Here is a 17,629-nt window from a genome sequence, read left to right as displayed (position 1 = left end):
TAGTTTTTTTCTTTATCGCAGTCCGGGCCGTAGTAGGCGCCTTTATCGTCAAAGAAAGTTCCTGTGTAGATGGTGTCTGCTGCTGTGGCTACAGATGCGCCGAGCAACAAAGCGAGAGAGAAGAGAGAGAGTTTTGTAGTATTCATGTCCATAATATTATTCTTTTTCTCTCATTTGTTAAGCCCCATTGACAAAATGTCAATGTAAAGCTTTACAACAAAAAGGCTGATTTGAAAAATAAATTAATTGCTTATAAAGTAAAAAAAATAAGCTTGTTTTGATATGATGGTTTAGCGGAATTTTGCAAGTGTTTGAATGGGACGTGTGTGAAAATATGGAAGAAAGTTTGCCTTTAAAAAAAGTTTAATGACTGCTATGATAATTTTAAAGTTTTACATATTTTGTAAAAGTTTTTGCTTTATTTTACACATTTTGTAAATCTATTCATTTTGTGAAAATAGTTGGTTTTTGAAAAATGCCGATTTTTACGTGAAAAAAGCCGTTTTTACACGGAATGTAAAATTGGCACGGTTTTTGCTTATAGTCCGCAAAAAGGATTACAATTTATGTCATTGAAATTTTCAAAATGGACTGGACTCGGTAACGACTTCGTTTTGGTTGAACCGGGTGAATCGTTTGATTTGACTCCTGGGGCTGCTCTTGAAAAAAGAGTCGTTGACCTTTGCGATAGACGTTTTGGCATTGGTGCTGACGGTGTTGTCGTTGTGACTCCAGTAAACGTCGCCAATAACGAATTTGAAATGCGCATTTTTAACGCAGACGGTTCCGAAGCCGCCATGTGCGGAAACGCAACCCGTTGCGTTGCTAAGTTTATTCAAAGCCGTGGACTTAGCCAGGCGTCAGAATTTTCATTGCACACCAAGAGCGGAATCGTGAAGCCATCTGTTTTGACAGATGGCCGTGTTTGTGTTAACATGGGGCTTCCGCGCGATTTCCTCGGCTCGATCAAGTTGACTGCCGATACGTTTGATTTTACGGGCGAGACGGTGTCGATGGGCAACCCGCATACGGTCATTTTCGTCGATGACATTGAAAAGATTCAGCTTGAAAAATGGGGCGCAATTCTTGAAGTCGATAAGATTTTCCCGGATCGCTGCAATATCGAATTTGCACAGATTGTAAATGCCAACACGATTCGTATGCGTGTTTGGGAACGCGGTTGCGGCGTTACGATGGCTTGCGGTACGGGTAGCTGTGCAACGCTTGTGGCTGCTCAACGCACTGGACGCATCGGCCTTGAAGCTGACGTTGTTCTCGATGGCGGAACGCTCCACATCAAGCACGAAGAAGGCGGCCCTGTCTTTATGACTGGTCCCGCAAAAGAAGTCTTTAAAGGCGAAATTGTTTAAACCCTAAAATCGCCTAACCACTAATCACTAACCACTAACCACTAGATCATGAACGAATCAATCATCAATCCTTACTACGATCGTCTTCCTGGCAGTTACCTTTTTTCAACGATTGCAAAGAAAATAAAAGAATACCAGGGCACCCATGAAAACGCCGACATCATCCGCTTGGGTATTGGCGATGTGACATCTCCGCTTATCCCGGCTGTCATCGAGGCCATGCACAAGGCCGTGAACGAAATGGGCGTCAAGTGGACATTCCGTGGTTACGGTCCCGAACAAGGCTACGATTTCTTGCGTGAAGCCATTATCCGTGGCGAATACACTCCCCGCGGAGTCGAGATGGACCCGGACGACGTATTTGTAAGTGATGGTTCTAAGTGCGATGTTGCGAACATTCAGGAACTCTTTGCGGCTGATGCGAAAATTGCAATTCCTGACCCAGTATATCCGGTTTACCTTGATAGTAACGTGATGGCGGGCCGCACGGGAACGCTTCAGGCGGACGGACATTTCTCCGAAGTGACATATCTTGCATCGACTGCCGAGAACAACTTCCAGCCGGACTTGCCGAAAAATCCGGTGCAGTTGATTTACCTTTGCAGCCCGAACAACCCGACGGGTACGGTTCTGAACCGCGAAACATTGCAGAAATTCGTGGATTACGCGAACGAAACGGGGGCTCTTATTTTGTTCGATGGAGCGTATAACTGCTACATCCGCGACGAAAATTTGCCGCATTCCATTTACGAAATTCCGGGAGCTCGCACTTGCGCAATTGAATTCCGCAGCTTCAGCAAGACTGCTGGATTCACGGGTGTTCGCTGTGCTTACACGATTGTTCCGCACGAACTCGGCAAGCTCCGTTCGATGTGGAACCGTCGCCAGTGCACCAAGTTCAATGGTGTAAACTACGTGACGCAGCGTGCCGCCGAAGCGATTTACACGCCGGAAGGTTGGGAACAAACAAAGGCTGTCATCAAGGACTACATGGATACGGCAGCGATTATCCGTAAGGAACTGACATCGTGCGGTTACACTGTTTTTGGCGGTGAACATGCTCCTTACATTTGGTGGAAACTTCCAGAAAATGAAAAATCGTTTGACTTCTTTGACAGGCTCCTTGCGACGTGCGAAGTCGTCGGTACGCCGGGTAGCGGATTCGGTCCATGCGGTGAAGGATACTTCCGCTTGACTGCTTTTGGCGATCAGGAACAGACGAAAGTTGCACTCCAGCGCATCAAAGAGAGACTGTAAATAGACGAAAGAACGCCCGCTACGGCGGGCTATAGACGAAAGACGAAAGAGGTTTTAATGAAATTTAGAAGAAAGAATGAAATTAATTTTTTGGCGGCGAAGCCGCGTTTATTTCTCTCTCGTCTCTCATCTCTCGTCTCTCATCTTTCGTCTATCGTCTAACCACTAACCACTGTTTACTAACCACTAACCACTTCCTACTTCCTACCGTCCACTTCCCACTAACTAATTTCTATTTTACAAATTATGAAACAACCTATTGGTCCAGAAATATCGGTCATTCAAAAAATCAGTACGGCAATTATCCATGAGAGAAATGTCGAAAAGCTCTTGGATAATGTGCTTTCGATTTTGGATACCGAAATGGGAATGCTGAACGGCACGTTTACGCTGCTGTTTGGCAATGTTCTGAAAATCGAAGCTTCGCATGGTCTTGACGAAAAGAAAAAGCAGCTTGGTCAGTACCAGGTGGGCGAGGGGATTACAGGTCATGTTGCCGAGACGGGGCGTAGCCATGTGATTCCCGATTTGAGAAAAGATTCCCGATTCTTGAACCGTACGGAAAGCCGCAATTATGATTGCCAGGTGGCGTTTATCTGTGTTCCGCTGATTCATGATGAACAAATTATCGGAACGCTATCCGTGGATAGGCCTGTTGATGGGGCGACGGACTTGGATCGAGATGTCGCTCTGTTGGAAATTATCGCGAATATTACGGGTGATGCTGCAAGCGAATGTCAAAAGATGCTTGTGGAACGCCAGTCGCTGGTGGATGAAAACCAAAAACTGCGTGACATGCTCAGTGGCAAGCCGAGCAACCTTGTCGGTAATTGTCGCGAAATGCAAATCGTCTATGAACAAGTGAATCAGGTGGCGAAGTCCGATGCTACGGTTCTCATCCGTGGCGGTAGCGGAACGGGTAAGGAGATGATTGCCCGTGCTATTGTGGATCTTTCGAACCGCAAAGACAAGCCATTTGTGACTTTGAACTGTGCCGCGCTCCCTGAAAATCTTGTAGAAAGCGAACTTTTCGGTCACGAAAAAGGGGCGTTTACGGGTGCTATCACCATGCGTAAAGGCCGTGCCGAAATTGCCGACGGCGGAACGCTCTTTTTGGATGAAATTGGCGATTTGACGATGCAGACCCAAGTGAAACTCTTGCGTTTTTTGCAGGAGCGAACCTTCAGCAGGGTCGGCAGTAACGAAGAACTCCATTCTAACGTGCGTTTCTTGGCGGCGACGAGCCGTAATCTCGAAGAATTGATGGCGAAAAAGCTTTTCCGCGAGGACTTGTTTTACCGCTTGAATATCTTCCCGATTTCGATGCCGGATTTGGCGAAACGCCATAGCGATATTATTTTGCTTGCAGAACATTTCATCGAAAAGATGAACTTGAAGTACGGCAAGAATATCGTTCGCCTTTCGACGACCGCAATTAATTTGTTGATGAGCTATCATTGGCCGGGCAACGTGCGTGAACTCGAAAACTGCATTGAACGTGCGGTGCTTACGGCAAGTGACAACTGCATCCACAGTTACAATTTGCCGCCTTCGCTGCAAACGAGCCTTAGCACAGGATCGGGGAAACCTGTTGCAAATCAGGCCCCGCTTGATGTCATGTTGAATAATTACGAAAAGGAATTGATTACGGAAGCCATCAAGCGAAACGACGGCAATATTTCTGCCGCGGGCCGCGAACTCGGTATTTCACCGCGAATGATGAACTACCGTATGAATAAATTAGGCATGAATGCAAAGTAATCTGTAAATCGGTATGTAAAAAAGAGCTCGCGGATAGTCTGCGAGTTCTTTTTTCATCCGTCATCCAGAGGGCGAAAGCCTGAAGGATCCAGTGAAGTCTTGAAAAGCTTAGGCGGAAAGTGACTGGATGTTTCGTGGCTACGCCCCTCAACATGACGATGATTCGTGTAATGTATGGACCCTATCGGTCGTTACACTCCCTCCAGGGTGACAGAATGCGATAGGAACCAGTGCTGTTTCCCTCGCTGTCTTCCCCGGCTTGGACCGGGGACCTCCTTATACAATTCCCCTCGCGGCATCCTGACAATTCGAACACAGCTGCTGCAATTTTATTTGTTCGGCTTGGAAACAATCGGTTTGATGCGTTTGCCGCAAAGTGTTACGATGATGCCCGCTTGTGCGAACATGTAGTAAGCTGTGTCACGGCTGTTGTTCAGCGTGGATTTGGGGTCGTAATCATCTTTTGTTACAAATACTTCTGCAACGCCGGAGAGGCTGACATCGAGGGCGCAGCGTTCGCAGGGGAATCCGATCACGTAGAGCTTGGAACCTGGAGGCACTTTGCCGCGGGCGTAATGGAGCGCATTGATTTCGGCATGGACCATGAACGGATACTTGTTCGCTTCGAATTCGTGATGGCTGATGAGTTCGCCGGTATCGGCATCTAAAAGGTCGTAGGCGAGGAGTTGCTTTTCTCGCGTGTATGGGACAGTTTCGTCGTCGAATCCGGCGGGAGCGCCATTGTAACCTGTGCTGATGACGCGTCCGTCTGCACTGACGAGAACTGCGCCCATTTGCGTATTTTGATCTTTAGAAAGGCGTGCCTGTGCACACATCATCTGCGTATAGACTTCGTCGCGAAGCTTTGCTCTAGAACTATTCATGCTAAAAATATAAGCAAATTTAAAACAGGAAGTTTTTCTAAATTTAGGTTTGATGGAAAATTTAGGCAAAGTTTATTTGATTGGTGCGGGTCCTGGCGATCCGGGGCTTTTGACTCTGCGTGCTCATGCAATTTTGCAAAAAGCCGATGTCGTCGTTTATGACCGCTTGGTTTCGCCCGCCATTCTTGGTATGTGCAATCCTAGTGCAAAAATGGTCGATGTGGGCAAGATGCCGACGCACCACAAAGTCAAACAGTCTGAAATCAATAAACTTTTGGTGAAGTTTGCTTGTGAAATGAAGGGGGCGACCATCGCTCGTTTGAAAGGCGGCGACCCGTTCGTTTTCGGTCGTGGCGGCGAAGAGGCTTTAGAGCTTGTGGCTGCGGGCATAGAATTTGAAGTTGTGCCGGGTGTGACCTCTGCGATTGCAGTACCCGCTTATGCTGGAATACCTGTGAGCCATCGAGGTATCGCAACAAGCTTTCACATCATTACTGGGCATGAGAAGTTAGACGAAAGAACGCTCGCCGGCTCGCTACAGACGAAAGACGAAAGAGGCGAGAGTCGCGCAAGCATGTTTACATGCTTGCATGACCGAGCCGACCGGTCTTGCACAGAGTGCAAAGACGAAAGAGGCGAGTGTCGCGAAAACAAGTTTACTTCTGTCATTTCGCCCTCCGAGCACAACGACGAAACATGCTGTCATTCTGGAGGGAGCGAAGCGACCGATAGAATCAAGGATGAATGTCATTCTGGAGCCGAAGGCGATAGAATCCAAAGCAATTTCTCGCTTGACTTTGAATCTCTCGCACGTTGTCCGGGGACGCTCATTTTCTTGATGGGTATTGGTAATATGGACTTTATCGCACATCGCCTTATCGAGTGCGGCAAGGATCCAAAAACTCCGCTAGCCTTTATCGAAAAAGGAACGACTCCATTTCAGCGTACTGTGATGGCGACGCTTGAAACAGCGGGGGAGACTATTGTCCGTGAACACGTGACTGCTCCAGCGATTACTATTATGGGCGGTGTGGTTGAACTCGGCAAATCGCTTGCATGGAAAAAGAATTTGCCGCTTTCGGGCAAGCGTTTAGTCGTAACGCGAGCCGCAAAACAGTCGAGCGGAATTGCATCTCGCTTGACAGCCCTCGGTGCCGAGGTCATCGAGACCCCGATGATTGAAACCCGCACGCTCGATTGCCCTTTGGTTGTGTGTCATCCTGAGCGGAGCATCGAAGATGCGAAGTCGAAGAATCTAGATGTGAATTGTATTGCCGACTTCAACACCCTCGCGAACTTCGACGTTCTCGCTTTCACGAGTACGAATGGCGTTGAAAGTTTCTTCAAACAGTTGTTTGCTGCGGGTTACGATGTTCGCGTACTTGCTGGCAAAAAAATCGCGAGCGTCGGTAAGATTACCGAAAAGAAATTGCTCGAATATGGCATCCGCTGCGATTACGTCCCCGAAGACCATACCGGCGAAGGCCTGGGAAAGCTTTTAGCATCGCTCATACCCCAAAGCACCGAAGGTGCGACCTCATACCCCATACCTGATGAATCTCGCATCCTTCTTTTGCAAGGCAACCTCGCCGATGATACTTTGCTCAAGCTTTTGCCCAAAGCGACTCGTTGGATTGTTTATGAAACGCTCCCGGTTGCAGAACTCCCCGAGTGGAAACGCGAAGCCATCGCCAGTGCCGATGCAATCGTCTTTGCAAGTTCCAGCGCCGTCGAGAATTTTGTAAAGTTGATTTCAAATGTAACAGCACGTCATTCTGAACGGAGTGAAGAATCCAGTGATTCTCTGGATACTTCGTTCGCGGAACTCACTCAGGATGACAATGGTCGCCTCTCTCGTCTCTCGTTCAGGTTGGTGAGCCTGCCGAACTACGCCTTCTGCATTGGCCGCATGACGGAAGCGTCCGCACGTAAGCATGGCTTTGAAACCATCACGTCCGACGAAACCACGGTGGATTCCCTTGTCAAAAAAATCGTTGAATATTATACAGTGAAAAAACAATAGCAAACTACTTCCAACTTCCTACTGCCTACATCCTACTAAAAATATGAAAGCCGTCTTGATTATAGCTCATCATTGCATTTTGCCGGGTGCGTACAAAGGATTCGAAGAAATTCTTGACCGCTTGCATCATGACATGCCGGGTACGCGTGTGGCGAGTACGAGTCTTTTGGATTTGGAAAATGACCTTCGTACGCTTTTGCGTGAAGATGTAGAATCGGTGACGCTTTTGCCGTACTTGTTGCTGAACGGGCAGCACACGAAAAATGATGTGCCTAAAGTTGTTGCTCATTTGCAGGCGGAGTTCCCGCAAATTCCAATAACTCTTTTGCCTTGCCTCGGCGACTGGAAAGAATTCTCGAACATGGTTGTCTGCGGCCTCCGTAATGCGCAAATAGACGAAAGAACGCCCACTGACGCGGGCTACAGACGAAAGACGAAAGAAAATAATGGCGTTGTTGAAGGAAATCATCTCTCGTCTCTCGTCTCTCGTCTCTCGTCTAAAACCTCAAACCTCTTTTCCATCGAACTCAATCTCGAAGGGCGGAATGTACTTGTGGTTGGCGGCGGTTCTATTGCGCTCCGCAAAGTGAAAACGCTTTTGCCTACAGGTGCACGCATTACCGTAGTCGCCCCGCAATTTGACCCCGAATTTGAAACTCTTAGACGAAAGAATGAGGCTCCGCCTTTCGTCTATAGTCTATCGCCTATCGTCTTAATCAAGCGTCCTTACGAGTCTTTGGATCTTCGCGGAATATTCATGGTTTTCATCTGTACCGACCAGCCTGCGGTAAACGCTCAGGTCAGCAACGATGCCCGTGCCCGTCGCATTTTGGTGAACAATGCTTGCGATTACCGCGATGGCGATTTTATCGTGCCTGCACGTATGGACTTTGGTGAAAATATTGCTGTGACAGTCTCGACGCAGGGGCGCGCCCCATCGCTTGCGAAAAAGCTCAAACAAAAAATTCAGACGGAATGGGCCGAGGGCCTCACGCAAGTCGAACGCGAATATCACGAAAAAAAGTAGTTCTTCGTAGAGAATGCTTCGAGCATTTTTTTGTTGAACTTTGCTCAAAAAAACAGCCGCTGCAATTTGCAGCGGCTGTTTAATTAGTCTTTTATATATTAATGTCCTGCATCACAGAGTTGATCTGCTCCACTGATGTCGGATACATTGTATGGTTGTGTCCATTCACTCCAATCTGTTTCTCCGTTCTTATCGGTCCAGACAATGCGGAGTTGTACATAATAGCCACATATACTACGAACATGACTTTCTAGGCAACTAGACATATCTACTTCAGTATATAAGATACGGTTCCATTCATCTTCGGGTGTTGTTGATACGAATAGCTTGTAATGATCGCTGGGGTTGTAATTTGATGTTGCCATACAGTATTCATAAACCGTTTCTCCGGATTTTAACGAATCACTGCTATAGACACCTTTTCTGATAGATGGTTCCTGATAGGGGAATGTTTCATCCCAATAACAGCTGTCGCAATAGTCGGAATGTTTTCTTCCTTCACAGGTTTCCTTGTAGTAATTGTAATGTTCTAGAGAGTTGAACCAACGAGCTTCGTAATAAACTGTATCGGTATATTCCGATTCGAAAATGTATTTACTGATGAAGTTACTTGTAATTGTGTATGTGGCCATTGCATTCGTAAATGTGACATCTTCTTTAGTCGAAGTGTCTTTATCAACTTCAAGTGCATTGGTAAAGCTTAATGTAAACTTCATTGATGGTTGAGGAACGTCAAGTGCCATGTAGTCGCGGTATTTGATTTCCGGAGTCAACTGCACAACTTCGCTAAAGGCAGACGTATCTCCGTCATTGACGACAGCCATGCGGTAGTATGTTTCAATCTTGTCGCGACCCTGGATGTAATAGTTGCGTAAGCCTCCATCAATCTTCGTTCCGATATCAACCCATTTGAAGTCTTTGAGTTTAGAGCTTTGGATGATGAACTTTCTGTTCGGATTATCAACCGTGACACCGTAATCCCAAGTCAGTTCCCAAACGCTCGGTGCAATACGAGCAATCGTGAGGTTCGTCGGAGGCGTTGTCAAATCTTCACCTTCGCCTTTTTTCGGAACTTCCATGACATTAGAGTATGCACTTATGCCCTTGTCATCCTTGGCGGCAACTCTCACATAGTATTTTTCAGTGTCGGAGGAAAGCTTGTAGAACAAGACGTCTTTATTGACGGTTGCCTTAATATCTTCCCAAGAGTTACCGTTTGCGATAACGAGTTTCTGCAAGACGAATCCCTTAGCTGGACGTTTAGGTGCGTCTGTGTATTCCCAAGAAAGCATGTATTCGTTGTTGCCCAAAGAGGTGAGGCTCAGGTTTGCAGGCACGGCAAGGTCGATTTCCTGACCGGCGACCTTCGTCGTATCCTGGTTTGGAATCATGACTTCAGAAGAGTATTCCGAAGATCCTTTGGAGTCCTTAGCGGCGATGCGGACGTACTTGCCGCCATGCTTGGTGGCGTCGATGTTGTACAAGCGAACGCCCTTGTTTGTAGAATCCAAGTTGGCCCAAGCCGGTTTTGCTACGCTCAAGTCGAGAATTTGCAGCCTAAAGCCATTTTCCGGGCGACTCTTGTTGTTGGTATAGCTCCAAGAAAGCTGGTACTTGTTGACTCCGATGGAATCCACTTTCAAGTTTGTCGGGACTGCCAAGTCAATTGTACCGGTGCCGGTGCTATCAGAAATGCTTGGAATCGTAATTTCTTCAGAGTATGCGGAAATACCCTTGCTATCCTTTGCTGCCACATGGAACATGAGACCGCCCTTCTTGGTGCCGTCGATCTTATAAACGTGAACACCTTTATTTGTCGTGCCATCATCCGTCCATTGCGGATTCGCTGCGCTAAAGTCCAAACTTTGGAGCTTGAATCCGTTTTCGGGGCGTTTTTCGTTGTCGTTATATTGCCAAGAAAGCAAGTACTGGTTGTCTCCCAACGTGGTAAGAGTCAGTTTTGTCGGTACTGCTAATGCAATTTCCTGACCGGCGACTTTAGTCGTATCGGCATTGGGAACTTGAACTTCGGTGGAGTATGCGGAGGTTCCCTTGGCATCCTTAGCTGCAACGCGGAGGTAGTAACCGCCCATCTTGTTGGCATCGATAATGATAAAGCGAACGCCTTTGTTTGTGGAGTCAATTGCAGCCCATGTCGGAGTCTTGGCGGTCAAGTCGAGACGCTGTACTCTAAATCCGTTTTCCGGGCGATTCTTGTTGTCGGTGTAGCTCCAAGAAAGTTGGTATTTATTAACGCCGATAGAATCCAATTTTATGTTGGTGGGTACGGACAAGTCCATGTTCGATGAGGTTGATGCCGTAGTATCGACACGTGGAATGCTAATTTCAGCAGAGTATTCAGAAATCCCATTGGCATCTTTTGCTGCCACGTGGAATATGAGGCCGCCCTTTTTTGTTGCGTCGATTCTATAGACGTGAACGCCTTTGTTGGTTGTACCATCGTCAGTCCATTGCGGATTTGCGGCTGTAAAGTCAAGGCTTTGGAGCTTAAATCCGTTTTCTGGACGCTTTGCGTTATTGGTGTAGTTCCAAGAAAGCAGGTATTCGTTGTTTCCTAATTCTTTAAGCGTCAAGCCGGTGGGGACTGCCAAGTTAATTTCCTGACCGGCAACTTTAGTTGTATCGGCTTTGGGTACTTGGATTTCAGAAGAGTATGTCGATGTTCCCTTAGCGTCCTTTGCTGCAACGCGGAGGTAGTAACCGCCCATCTTGTTGGCGTCGATAATGATACGGCGTACACTCTTGTTTGTGGAATCGATTGCTGCCCAAGCCGGCGTCTTGGCAGTCAAGTCGAGGCGTTGTATTCTAAATCCGTTTTCGGGGCGATTCTTGTTGTCGGTGTAGCTCCAAGAGAGCTGGTATTTGTTGACACCGATGGAATCGAGCTTCAAGTTGGTTGGCACTGCCAAGTCCATGTTTGAAGAGGTTGATGACGTTGTATCGACACGCGGAATGCTGATTTCAACAGAATATTCTGAAGTTCCGTTCTTATCATAGGCTGCTACATGGAAGATGAGTCCGCCTTTCTTTGTTGCGTCAATTTTATAGACGTGAACACCTTTGTTTGTGGTTCCTTCGTCACTTCATTGGGGCTTAGCTGCGTTAAAGTCCAAACTTTGGAGCTTGAAACCGTTTTCGGGACGTTTATCGTTATTGGTGTAGTTCCAAGAGAGCAAGTATTCGTTGTTTCCTAATTCTTGGAGTGTCAAATTGGTGGGGACTGCTAAGTTGACCTCCTGACCGGCTACTTTTGTTGTATCCGCAGCGGGAACTTGAATTTCGGCGGAATACGTAGATGTTCCCTTAGCATCCTTGGCGGCGACACGGAGATAACGTCCACCCTGCTTGGTTGCATCGATAATGATAAAACGTACACCTTTGTTTGTAGAGTCTATTACTGCCCATGCCGGTTTGGAGGCTGTTACGTTGAGACTCTGCAATCTAAATCCGTTTTCGGGACGATTCTTGTTGTCGGTGTAGCTCCAGGAGAGCTGGTACTTGTTGACACCGATGGAATCGAGCTTCAAATTGGTCGGTACAGCCAAATCCATGTTGATGTCAGATGAAGAACTTGTGCTATCTACGCGTGGAATGGTGATTTCTGCAGAATATTCGGAAACACCATTGTTGTCCTTGGCGGCCACATGGTAGAGCAAACCACCCTTCTTGGTGCCGTCGATTTTTACAACATGGACACCTTTGTTGGTGGTTCCTGCATCTGTCCATTTAGGACTGTCTGCATTAAGGTCTAAGCTTTGGAGTTTGAATCCCTGTTCGGGGCGGTTTTCGTTGTTTGTGTAGCTCCAAGAGAGTTGCCACAAGTTTTCACCGATGTTTTCAAGCTTGAGATTCGATGGTACGGCAAGTTCAGCATTAGATGTGGTATTGGAACCTGCGGCAGCGACTTCTACCATGTCTGTCGCTTTGGAAACTCCGCACGCGTCTTTAGCCGAAACGCGGTAGTACTTGCCGGCCTTGGATTCCCCGCTCAAGTTGTACATGATCACACCAGCGTTAGTGGAATCAATCGTTTGCCACTTGGGCTGCTTGTCCGACATGTTAAGAGATTCGATGATGAAACTAGTTTCAGGACGATCATCGTTTGCGGAATAATCCCAAATAAGGACCCACTTGTTGTCGCCGTTTTTAACGACTTGCAGGTTGGTTGGGGTGGAAAGGTTTGCTGTTACAGATTTGCAAGACCCCTTTACGCTGGATGATGATGTCTTTCCAGCGTTGCTTGGCGACGAGTAAGTTGGTTCATCGTCATCTTCAGCGGATGTTGATTCTGAACAGGCATTAAGCCCAAAGGCTAGGGCTGCTAAAATACCCAGTTTCCAAAAGACTGATTTTTTCATGTGAACTCCATTGGAAAAAAATTATTTACGATAAATATAATACAATTGTATTTAAAAGGGGAGGGAAATGTTTTTTTGCGGAGAAAAAAGTGATAAAAATGTTGCAAAAGGACGGTTTTTGATGCCAAAGCGCTCTTCGTAGTAACCAATTTTGTCTTACATTGCTTTACCGGGTCTTAGGGGCGGAGCTCCTGCAAATTCCAATAACTCTTTTGCCTTGCCTCGGCGACTGGAAAGAATTCTCGAACACGAAAGAGATGTGTCTAGTCAGAATAATCTCTCGTCCCTCGTCTTAATTAAGCGTCCTTACGAGTCATTGGACCTTCGCGGAATATTCATGGTTTTTATTTGAACGGACCAGCCTGCGGTAAACGCTCAAGTCAGCAACGACGCTCGCGCCCGTCGTATTCTGGTAAACAACGCTTGTGATTACCGCGATGGCGATTTTATCGTGCCTGCACGCATGGATTTCGGCGAAAACATTGCCGTGACCGTCTCCACGCAGGGCCGCGCCCCCTCGCTCGCCAAAAAACTCAAGCAGAAAATCCAGACTGAATGGGCCAACGATTTAGCTAAAATTGAACGTGAGTTTGAATGTAAATAAATTTTTTTGGCTTGCTTTCTTTGTTTTTGTCCGTAATATTTTGTAAATATGAATATAACGTTTTATTTACAGAGTGTAATATGAATAAATTGCTAATTATTGTCGCTTTTGGCGCTGTCGTTTCACTTACCGCTTGTAGCGATGATTCCTCTTCCAATGCAGGTGGTTCGACTCAGCTTGATGGAAAAACTGTTGTATCTTGTGACAGGGTAATGACGGTTGCTGGCATGGAACAACATTCCTGCCATGCGATTGCTGCTGACGATGCCGCTGTAGAATCTTTCAAGGCTAAGTGCGCCCCGCTAAGCGACTTGGATAAATATACCTATACGATTGGTGCGGGTTGCCCATCCGCCAAGCTCGCTTGCGATGTTCAAAATCAAGTTGAATATTTCTATGATGAAGCCTCATCTCATTTCTCTTGTACAGAAATTCGTCCTCATCCCTTTTATTCTGCTAATGCGGGTGGTCCTACCCAGCTTGACGGAAAAACAGTTGTATCTTGCGACAAAGTAATGACGATTATGGATCAGAAACAACATTCCTGCCATGCGATTGCCGCTGACGATGCCGCTGTAGAATCTTTCAAGGCGAAGTGCGCTCCGATAAGCGATTTGGACAAAACTGTCTATAAGATTGGTTCGGGTTGTGCTTCTGCCAAGCGTGCTTGCGATGTCGATAATCAAGTGGAATACTTCTATGATGATGCATCATCTAAGTTCTCATGTGCACAAATTGGCCCTCATGCTCTTTAATCTGAAGTAGAAAGTTTACAAATTCGTTTGATTTGAAAAGTCTGGTCCTTGTGGCCAGATTTTTTGCATATGGAGGCAAATCCGACCATTATTTGTTATTTTTTGCTAAAGAAAAATTCTCAACCACTGCGTACTAACCACTAACCACTAACCACTGCTTACTTTTAATATCCTACCGACTACTAAAAAATGATTATTTATTCAGAACCGTTTGAAAAAAAAATACTTTTAGAAATGCAGGAGCATTACTTTGGCGATATGGTCAAAGGAGTTGTTGATGTTGCTCAAAAGAAAATTGCGCTTGATGCAGAAATGCATGCGGACTTAGAGACTTTGCTTTTACAGTCTGGATCTAAGCAAGCGGATTTATGGGGCTTTAACCTTTATCCAGAAATGGATGGAGATGATTTTATTGAATACGATTCGCTTATAAATATTCGTCCAAATCAAGGAAATCGCAGTCGTAGTATTGATGATCCTGTTGTTAGAGATTGTGTGAAGGAGATCATTAATTCTTTATGCAAGTAGAAAATGTTCAACATAAAACGTTAGCTGCTGGGCGGTGGGCAGAAATGCCGCTGTCACTTCAGATGCTAAATATCGGGAGCGAAATTTCTCGAGCAAATCGTTGGAAGGCGAAGGGAAATCAGGCTCAAGTAGAACGGGCTGTTTTTCGTGCTTTGGAACTCATTGATCTAACAATTGAAGCACAACGTGGTAAGCATAATCTTAAAGAATTTACACGTATGCGGGAAACTATTTGCGATTATTATCTCGGAGATAATTTTTATTGTTCAAATGGAGCGCGGATTCAGCGTGATTTTGATATTTTTTATGCTTGCTCCTCTCGAAATCAACAAACCCTAATCACTAACCACTAACTACTGCATACTTTTAATATCCTAAAACCTATCACCTAAAACCTAAGACCTAAATTATGTTATTCCGTCCTCGTCGCTTACGCAGAAATGAAGTTATCCGCAACATGATTGCAGAAACTGCCGTGAATCCCGATTCCCTCGTCTATCCGATGTTTGTGGTAGAAGGGGAGGGGGTGAAAGAAGAAATCCCGTCCATGCCGAACCAGTTCCGCTTCTCGGTGGATGAACTTTTGAAGGAACTCGAAAGTTGTGTTGCTGTTGGCGTAAAGTCTATTCTTTTGTTCGGGATTCCGAACTACAAGGACGAAATTGCGAGCAGCGCTTATGACGAGAACGGTATCGTGCAGCGTGCCGTGCGTGCGGTCAAGGCGAAGTTCCCGAATTTGTACGTGATTACAGACGTGTGCCTTTGCGAATACATGAGCCATGGCCATTGCGGCATTGTCAATGATGGTGACGTGGATAACGACCCGACGCTAGAACTTTTGGCAAAGACCGCTGTTTCGCAGGTGGCTGCCGGTGCTGACATGGTCGCTCCGAGCGACATGATGGATGGCCACATCACGGCTCTTCGCGAAGCGCTTGATGCGGCTGGTTTTGCGAATACGCCGATTATGGGTTACAGTGCTAAATTCGCGAGTGCGTTTTACGGCCCGTTCCGCGATGCTGCGGATTCTGCTCCGCATTTTGGCAACCGCAAGACGTACCAGATGGATGTGCGCAACGGTCGTGAAGCGCTCCATGAAGTGGAGCTCGATTTGGAAGAAGGTGCCGATATCGTGATGGTGAAGCCTGGGCTTGCGTTCCTCGATGTGCTGCGTGAAACGGCTGAAATCAGCAACGTGCCGGTCGCTGTATATAACGTCAGCGGAGAATATTCGATGGTCAAGGCTGCTGCAAAGATGGGCTGGATTGACGAAAACGCGATTATCCGTGAGAACTTGATTGCGTTCAGACGCGCTGGTGCGGACATCATTATCACGTACCACGCGAAAGAAGTGCTGGAAAAGGGGCTGTTGAAATAAAATTTATAAGCTGCCCGAACTTTCTGGTTCGCTAGAATTTGATGACGATGGGTCTTCTGCAGTGCTTGCAGAAGACTCTTCTGTATCGCTTGATGAACTTGGTGTTTCTGCATCGCTTGAAGAAGTTTCTTCTACAACGCTTGATGAACTTTGTGGTTCAGCTGCACTTGACGAATTCGCAGAACTTGACGATACGGGCTGTTCTTCAATGCTCGATGAGCTTTGTTGCTCTGTAGAATTGGATGAACTTGAAGATGTTGCGTCGTTCACGCTAGAAGAACTCAGGGGTGCTGAAGAACTTGAAGATTGTGCGATACTCGATGATGATTTTGCGGTACTGCTCGAAGAATTTGCTGCACTTGATGAACTTGCGACGCTGCTCGAAGAATTTGCCGCACTTGATGAGATTACTACACTTGAGGAGCTTGCGACACTGCTAGAAGATAATTGCGCTTGTCTTACGCAGCGGATGTGATAGGCTTTTACATATTTGCCGTCTCCAGCGTAACTTTGCCCGCTGTAAATGCCGCTTTGGGGTAACTTATAATAGCCAAGCTTTTTTTGTTTTGTGTTTGTTCCTGCTGCCATAATCGCAATTTCTGGTAGCAATGTAAAGCCCGATTCGTTGGTGTTGTCGAAAACGGGAGACCCCTTACTCGTGTACCATCCAATTTGCGACTTAATGGAATTATCTGTTGTTCGGTTTTTGAGTTCGGTTACTACATCGTCATTCGGTAAATACCAATCAGCTGGACAAGCGGAATCTCTGTCGGCATAGCTGTAATAATATCCACCTACTTTACAGTATTTCGGGTTTTCTTGGAAACAATTTTTCCCGCCTTCGAACGTGGGATCGTTTGGAATTTTATAGCGCAAGTTTTCTGCCATCCATTCGGTTTTTCCGATAACGACCGTTTTGTAAATTTCTCCATCGCGTTCATCGATTAACGTACCGTAATTAGCGCTTGATTTGTGTAGTTCTTCGAGGGAATAGTCGTAGGCCATCATACGATGCCAAGATGGCGGCTCGCATATAAATTCAGCAAGATAATTAAATTTAGTGCTGTCGTTTTGCAAGATTTTTTCGCCTTTGCGGTCTGCGGTGCAGTTGCCGAACAACGCAATCGTGTAAAAGACTGAACTGGAGCTGAATGATGAGGAACTTGAACGGCTTGACGAACTGGATTGTGCTGATGAACTTGAACGTAAAGAAGATGAACTCCGGCTAACGTAAATTATACTTGAATAATTTGTTTTTGAAGAATTGCTGGAATTGCTAGTTATTTTTCTCTCCGTGTCTGCCGAAATTTCGTTTTGCCATTTCCCGTCTATGCATTTGTACTTAGTATTTTCGCTTTGTACATAGTAGGTCAGGGCATATAATGCTTCGTCGCATTTGGGCAAATTCCTGTATGCGTAAACTTCGTCGTATGCTAATTCCGGTGATACCGAAACCGTTTTTTCTTCGCTACAGGCCACAAAAAGCGTACATAAGAAAAGTAATGCAGTAATCTTTTTCACGGGCTTAAGTGTCATTTGGAGACCTAAAATCGTTTCTATCCCTTATGGCTACAGGCTTTGAGGGATATTTTTGTTATATGACAAAAAAAATGCTTTTATTGTGGCTCAAAAGCCGTTATCAAGAAAGGGCTTGAAAGAGGAT

Annotated in this window: 14 protein-coding genes; 10 read left to right on the top strand and 4 right to left on the bottom strand. The window is 46.2% G+C overall.

What is annotated here, in order from left to right:
• The first annotated feature begins 566 nt into the window (after window positions 1–566).
• The 3 genes from dapF to IKG78_RS05505 all read left to right on the top strand — a co-directional run bounded on the left by dapF (window position 567) and on the right by IKG78_RS05505 (window position 4,388).
• Window positions 567–1,370: a diaminopimelate epimerase gene (gene dapF / locus IKG78_RS05515; protein ID WP_290940591.1), complete on the top strand. Its 804-nt coding sequence runs from the start codon at window positions 567–569 to the stop codon at window positions 1,368–1,370.
• Between the two features lie 48 nt (window positions 1,371–1,418).
• Window positions 1,419–2,627, top strand: a complete 1,209-nt coding sequence (locus tag IKG78_RS05510; protein WP_290940588.1) for an LL-diaminopimelate aminotransferase — start codon at window positions 1,419–1,421, stop codon at window positions 2,625–2,627.
• 246 nt (window positions 2,628–2,873) lie between these two features.
• The gene (locus tag IKG78_RS05505; RefSeq protein WP_290940585.1) at window positions 2,874–4,388 is read left to right on the top strand and encodes a sigma 54-interacting transcriptional regulator; all 1,515 of its coding nucleotides are present in this window, start codon (window positions 2,874–2,876) and stop codon (window positions 4,386–4,388) included.
• A 329-nt stretch (window positions 4,389–4,717) separates the two neighbouring features.
• Here the strand turns inward: IKG78_RS05505 and IKG78_RS05500 are convergent, their stop codons facing one another.
• Window positions 4,718–5,272 (bottom strand): deaminase, encoded by a 555-nt coding sequence (locus tag IKG78_RS05500; protein ID WP_290940582.1) that lies wholly within the window; start codon window positions 5,270–5,272, stop codon window positions 4,718–4,720.
• A gap of 52 nt (window positions 5,273–5,324) precedes the next feature.
• Between IKG78_RS05500 and cobA the strand changes: the two genes are divergently transcribed.
• Window positions 5,325–7,295, top strand: coding sequence for a uroporphyrinogen-III C-methyltransferase (cobA, locus tag IKG78_RS05495; protein ID WP_290940579.1), 1,971 nt, complete (start codon window positions 5,325–5,327; stop codon window positions 7,293–7,295).
• Between the two features lie 43 nt (window positions 7,296–7,338).
• On the top strand, window positions 7,339–8,322 hold the full coding sequence (locus IKG78_RS05490; RefSeq protein ID WP_290940576.1) for an NAD(P)-dependent oxidoreductase: 984 nt from the start codon (window positions 7,339–7,341) through the stop codon (window positions 8,320–8,322).
• Between the two features lie 98 nt (window positions 8,323–8,420).
• Here IKG78_RS05490 and IKG78_RS05485 read toward each other — a convergent pair whose 3' ends face one another.
• Entirely contained in the window at window positions 8,421–11,246 is a 2,826-nt protein-coding gene (locus IKG78_RS05485; RefSeq protein ID WP_290940573.1) for a fibronectin type III domain-containing protein, read from the bottom strand.
• Window positions 11,247–11,426: 180 nt separating this feature from the next.
• On the bottom strand, window positions 11,427–12,701 hold the full coding sequence (locus IKG78_RS05480; RefSeq protein WP_290940571.1) for a fibronectin type III domain-containing protein: 1,275 nt from the start codon (window positions 12,699–12,701) through the stop codon (window positions 11,427–11,429).
• A gap of 451 nt (window positions 12,702–13,152) precedes the next feature.
• On the opposite strand from IKG78_RS05480, the gene IKG78_RS05475 reads away from it, so the two are divergent.
• From IKG78_RS05475 to hemB, 5 genes are all read left to right on the top strand, one after another.
• Window positions 13,153–13,305: a hypothetical protein gene (locus IKG78_RS05475; RefSeq protein ID WP_290940568.1), complete on the top strand. Its 153-nt coding sequence runs from the start codon at window positions 13,153–13,155 to the stop codon at window positions 13,303–13,305.
• A gap of 80 nt (window positions 13,306–13,385) precedes the next feature.
• Window positions 13,386–14,060 carry a hypothetical protein gene (locus tag IKG78_RS05470; protein ID WP_290940565.1) on the top strand — a complete coding sequence of 225 codons (675 nt, stop codon included), beginning with the start codon at window positions 13,386–13,388 and terminating at the stop codon, window positions 14,058–14,060.
• 189 nt (window positions 14,061–14,249) lie between these two features.
• On the top strand, window positions 14,250–14,588 hold the full coding sequence (locus IKG78_RS05465; protein ID WP_290940561.1) for a DUF5674 family protein: 339 nt from the start codon (window positions 14,250–14,252) through the stop codon (window positions 14,586–14,588).
• Entirely contained in the window at window positions 14,579–14,941 is a 363-nt protein-coding gene (locus IKG78_RS05460; protein ID WP_290940558.1) for a hypothetical protein, read from the top strand. Before IKG78_RS05465 ends, IKG78_RS05460 begins: the two co-directional genes overlap by 10 nt.
• A gap of 56 nt (window positions 14,942–14,997) precedes the next feature.
• Complete coding sequence (gene hemB, locus IKG78_RS05455) at window positions 14,998–15,966, top strand: porphobilinogen synthase (RefSeq protein WP_290940555.1); 969 nt, start codon at window positions 14,998–15,000, stop codon at window positions 15,964–15,966.
• Between the two features lie 3 nt (window positions 15,967–15,969).
• Here the strand turns inward: hemB and IKG78_RS05450 are convergent, their stop codons facing one another.
• Window positions 15,970–17,502: an FISUMP domain-containing protein gene (locus IKG78_RS05450; protein WP_290940552.1), complete on the bottom strand. Its 1,533-nt coding sequence runs from the start codon at window positions 17,500–17,502 to the stop codon at window positions 15,970–15,972.
• Window positions 17,503–17,629 lie beyond the last annotated feature (127 nt).

This window comes from Fibrobacter sp. (genome assembly GCF_017545445.1).
Classification (GTDB): Bacteria; Fibrobacterota; Fibrobacteria; order Fibrobacterales; family Fibrobacteraceae; genus Fibrobacter.
This window is presented reverse-complemented; position numbering and strand designations above follow the sequence as displayed.

Bases quoted from the DNA above. Each gene is read 5' to 3' on its own strand.
- IKG78_RS05450 (WP_290940552.1), bottom strand. From the start codon at position 17,502: ATGACACTTAAGCCCGTGAAAAAGATTACTGCATTACTTTTCTTATGT.
- IKG78_RS05460 (WP_290940558.1), top strand. From the start codon at position 14,579: ATGCAAGTAGAAAATGTTCAACATAAAACGTTAGCTGCTGGGCGGTGG.
- dapF (WP_290940591.1), top strand. From the start codon at position 567: ATGTCATTGAAATTTTCAAAATGGACTGGACTCGGTAACGACTTCGTT.
- IKG78_RS05490 (WP_290940576.1), top strand. From the start codon at position 7,339: ATGAAAGCCGTCTTGATTATAGCTCATCATTGCATTTTGCCGGGTGCG.
- IKG78_RS05500 (WP_290940582.1), bottom strand. From the start codon at position 5,272: ATGAATAGTTCTAGAGCAAAGCTTCGCGACGAAGTCTATACGCAGATG.
- IKG78_RS05465 (WP_290940561.1), top strand. From the start codon at position 14,250: ATGATTATTTATTCAGAACCGTTTGAAAAAAAAATACTTTTAGAAATG.
- IKG78_RS05505 (WP_290940585.1), top strand. From the start codon at position 2,874: ATGAAACAACCTATTGGTCCAGAAATATCGGTCATTCAAAAAATCAGT.
- IKG78_RS05510 (WP_290940588.1), top strand. From the start codon at position 1,419: ATGAACGAATCAATCATCAATCCTTACTACGATCGTCTTCCTGGCAGT.
- IKG78_RS05480 (WP_290940571.1), bottom strand. From the start codon at position 12,701: ATGAAAAAATCAGTCTTTTGGAAACTGGGTATTTTAGCAGCCCTAGCC.
- IKG78_RS05470 (WP_290940565.1), top strand. From the start codon at position 13,386: ATGAATAAATTGCTAATTATTGTCGCTTTTGGCGCTGTCGTTTCACTT.
- cobA (WP_290940579.1), top strand. From the start codon at position 5,325: ATGGAAAATTTAGGCAAAGTTTATTTGATTGGTGCGGGTCCTGGCGAT.
- hemB (WP_290940555.1), top strand. From the start codon at position 14,998: ATGTTATTCCGTCCTCGTCGCTTACGCAGAAATGAAGTTATCCGCAAC.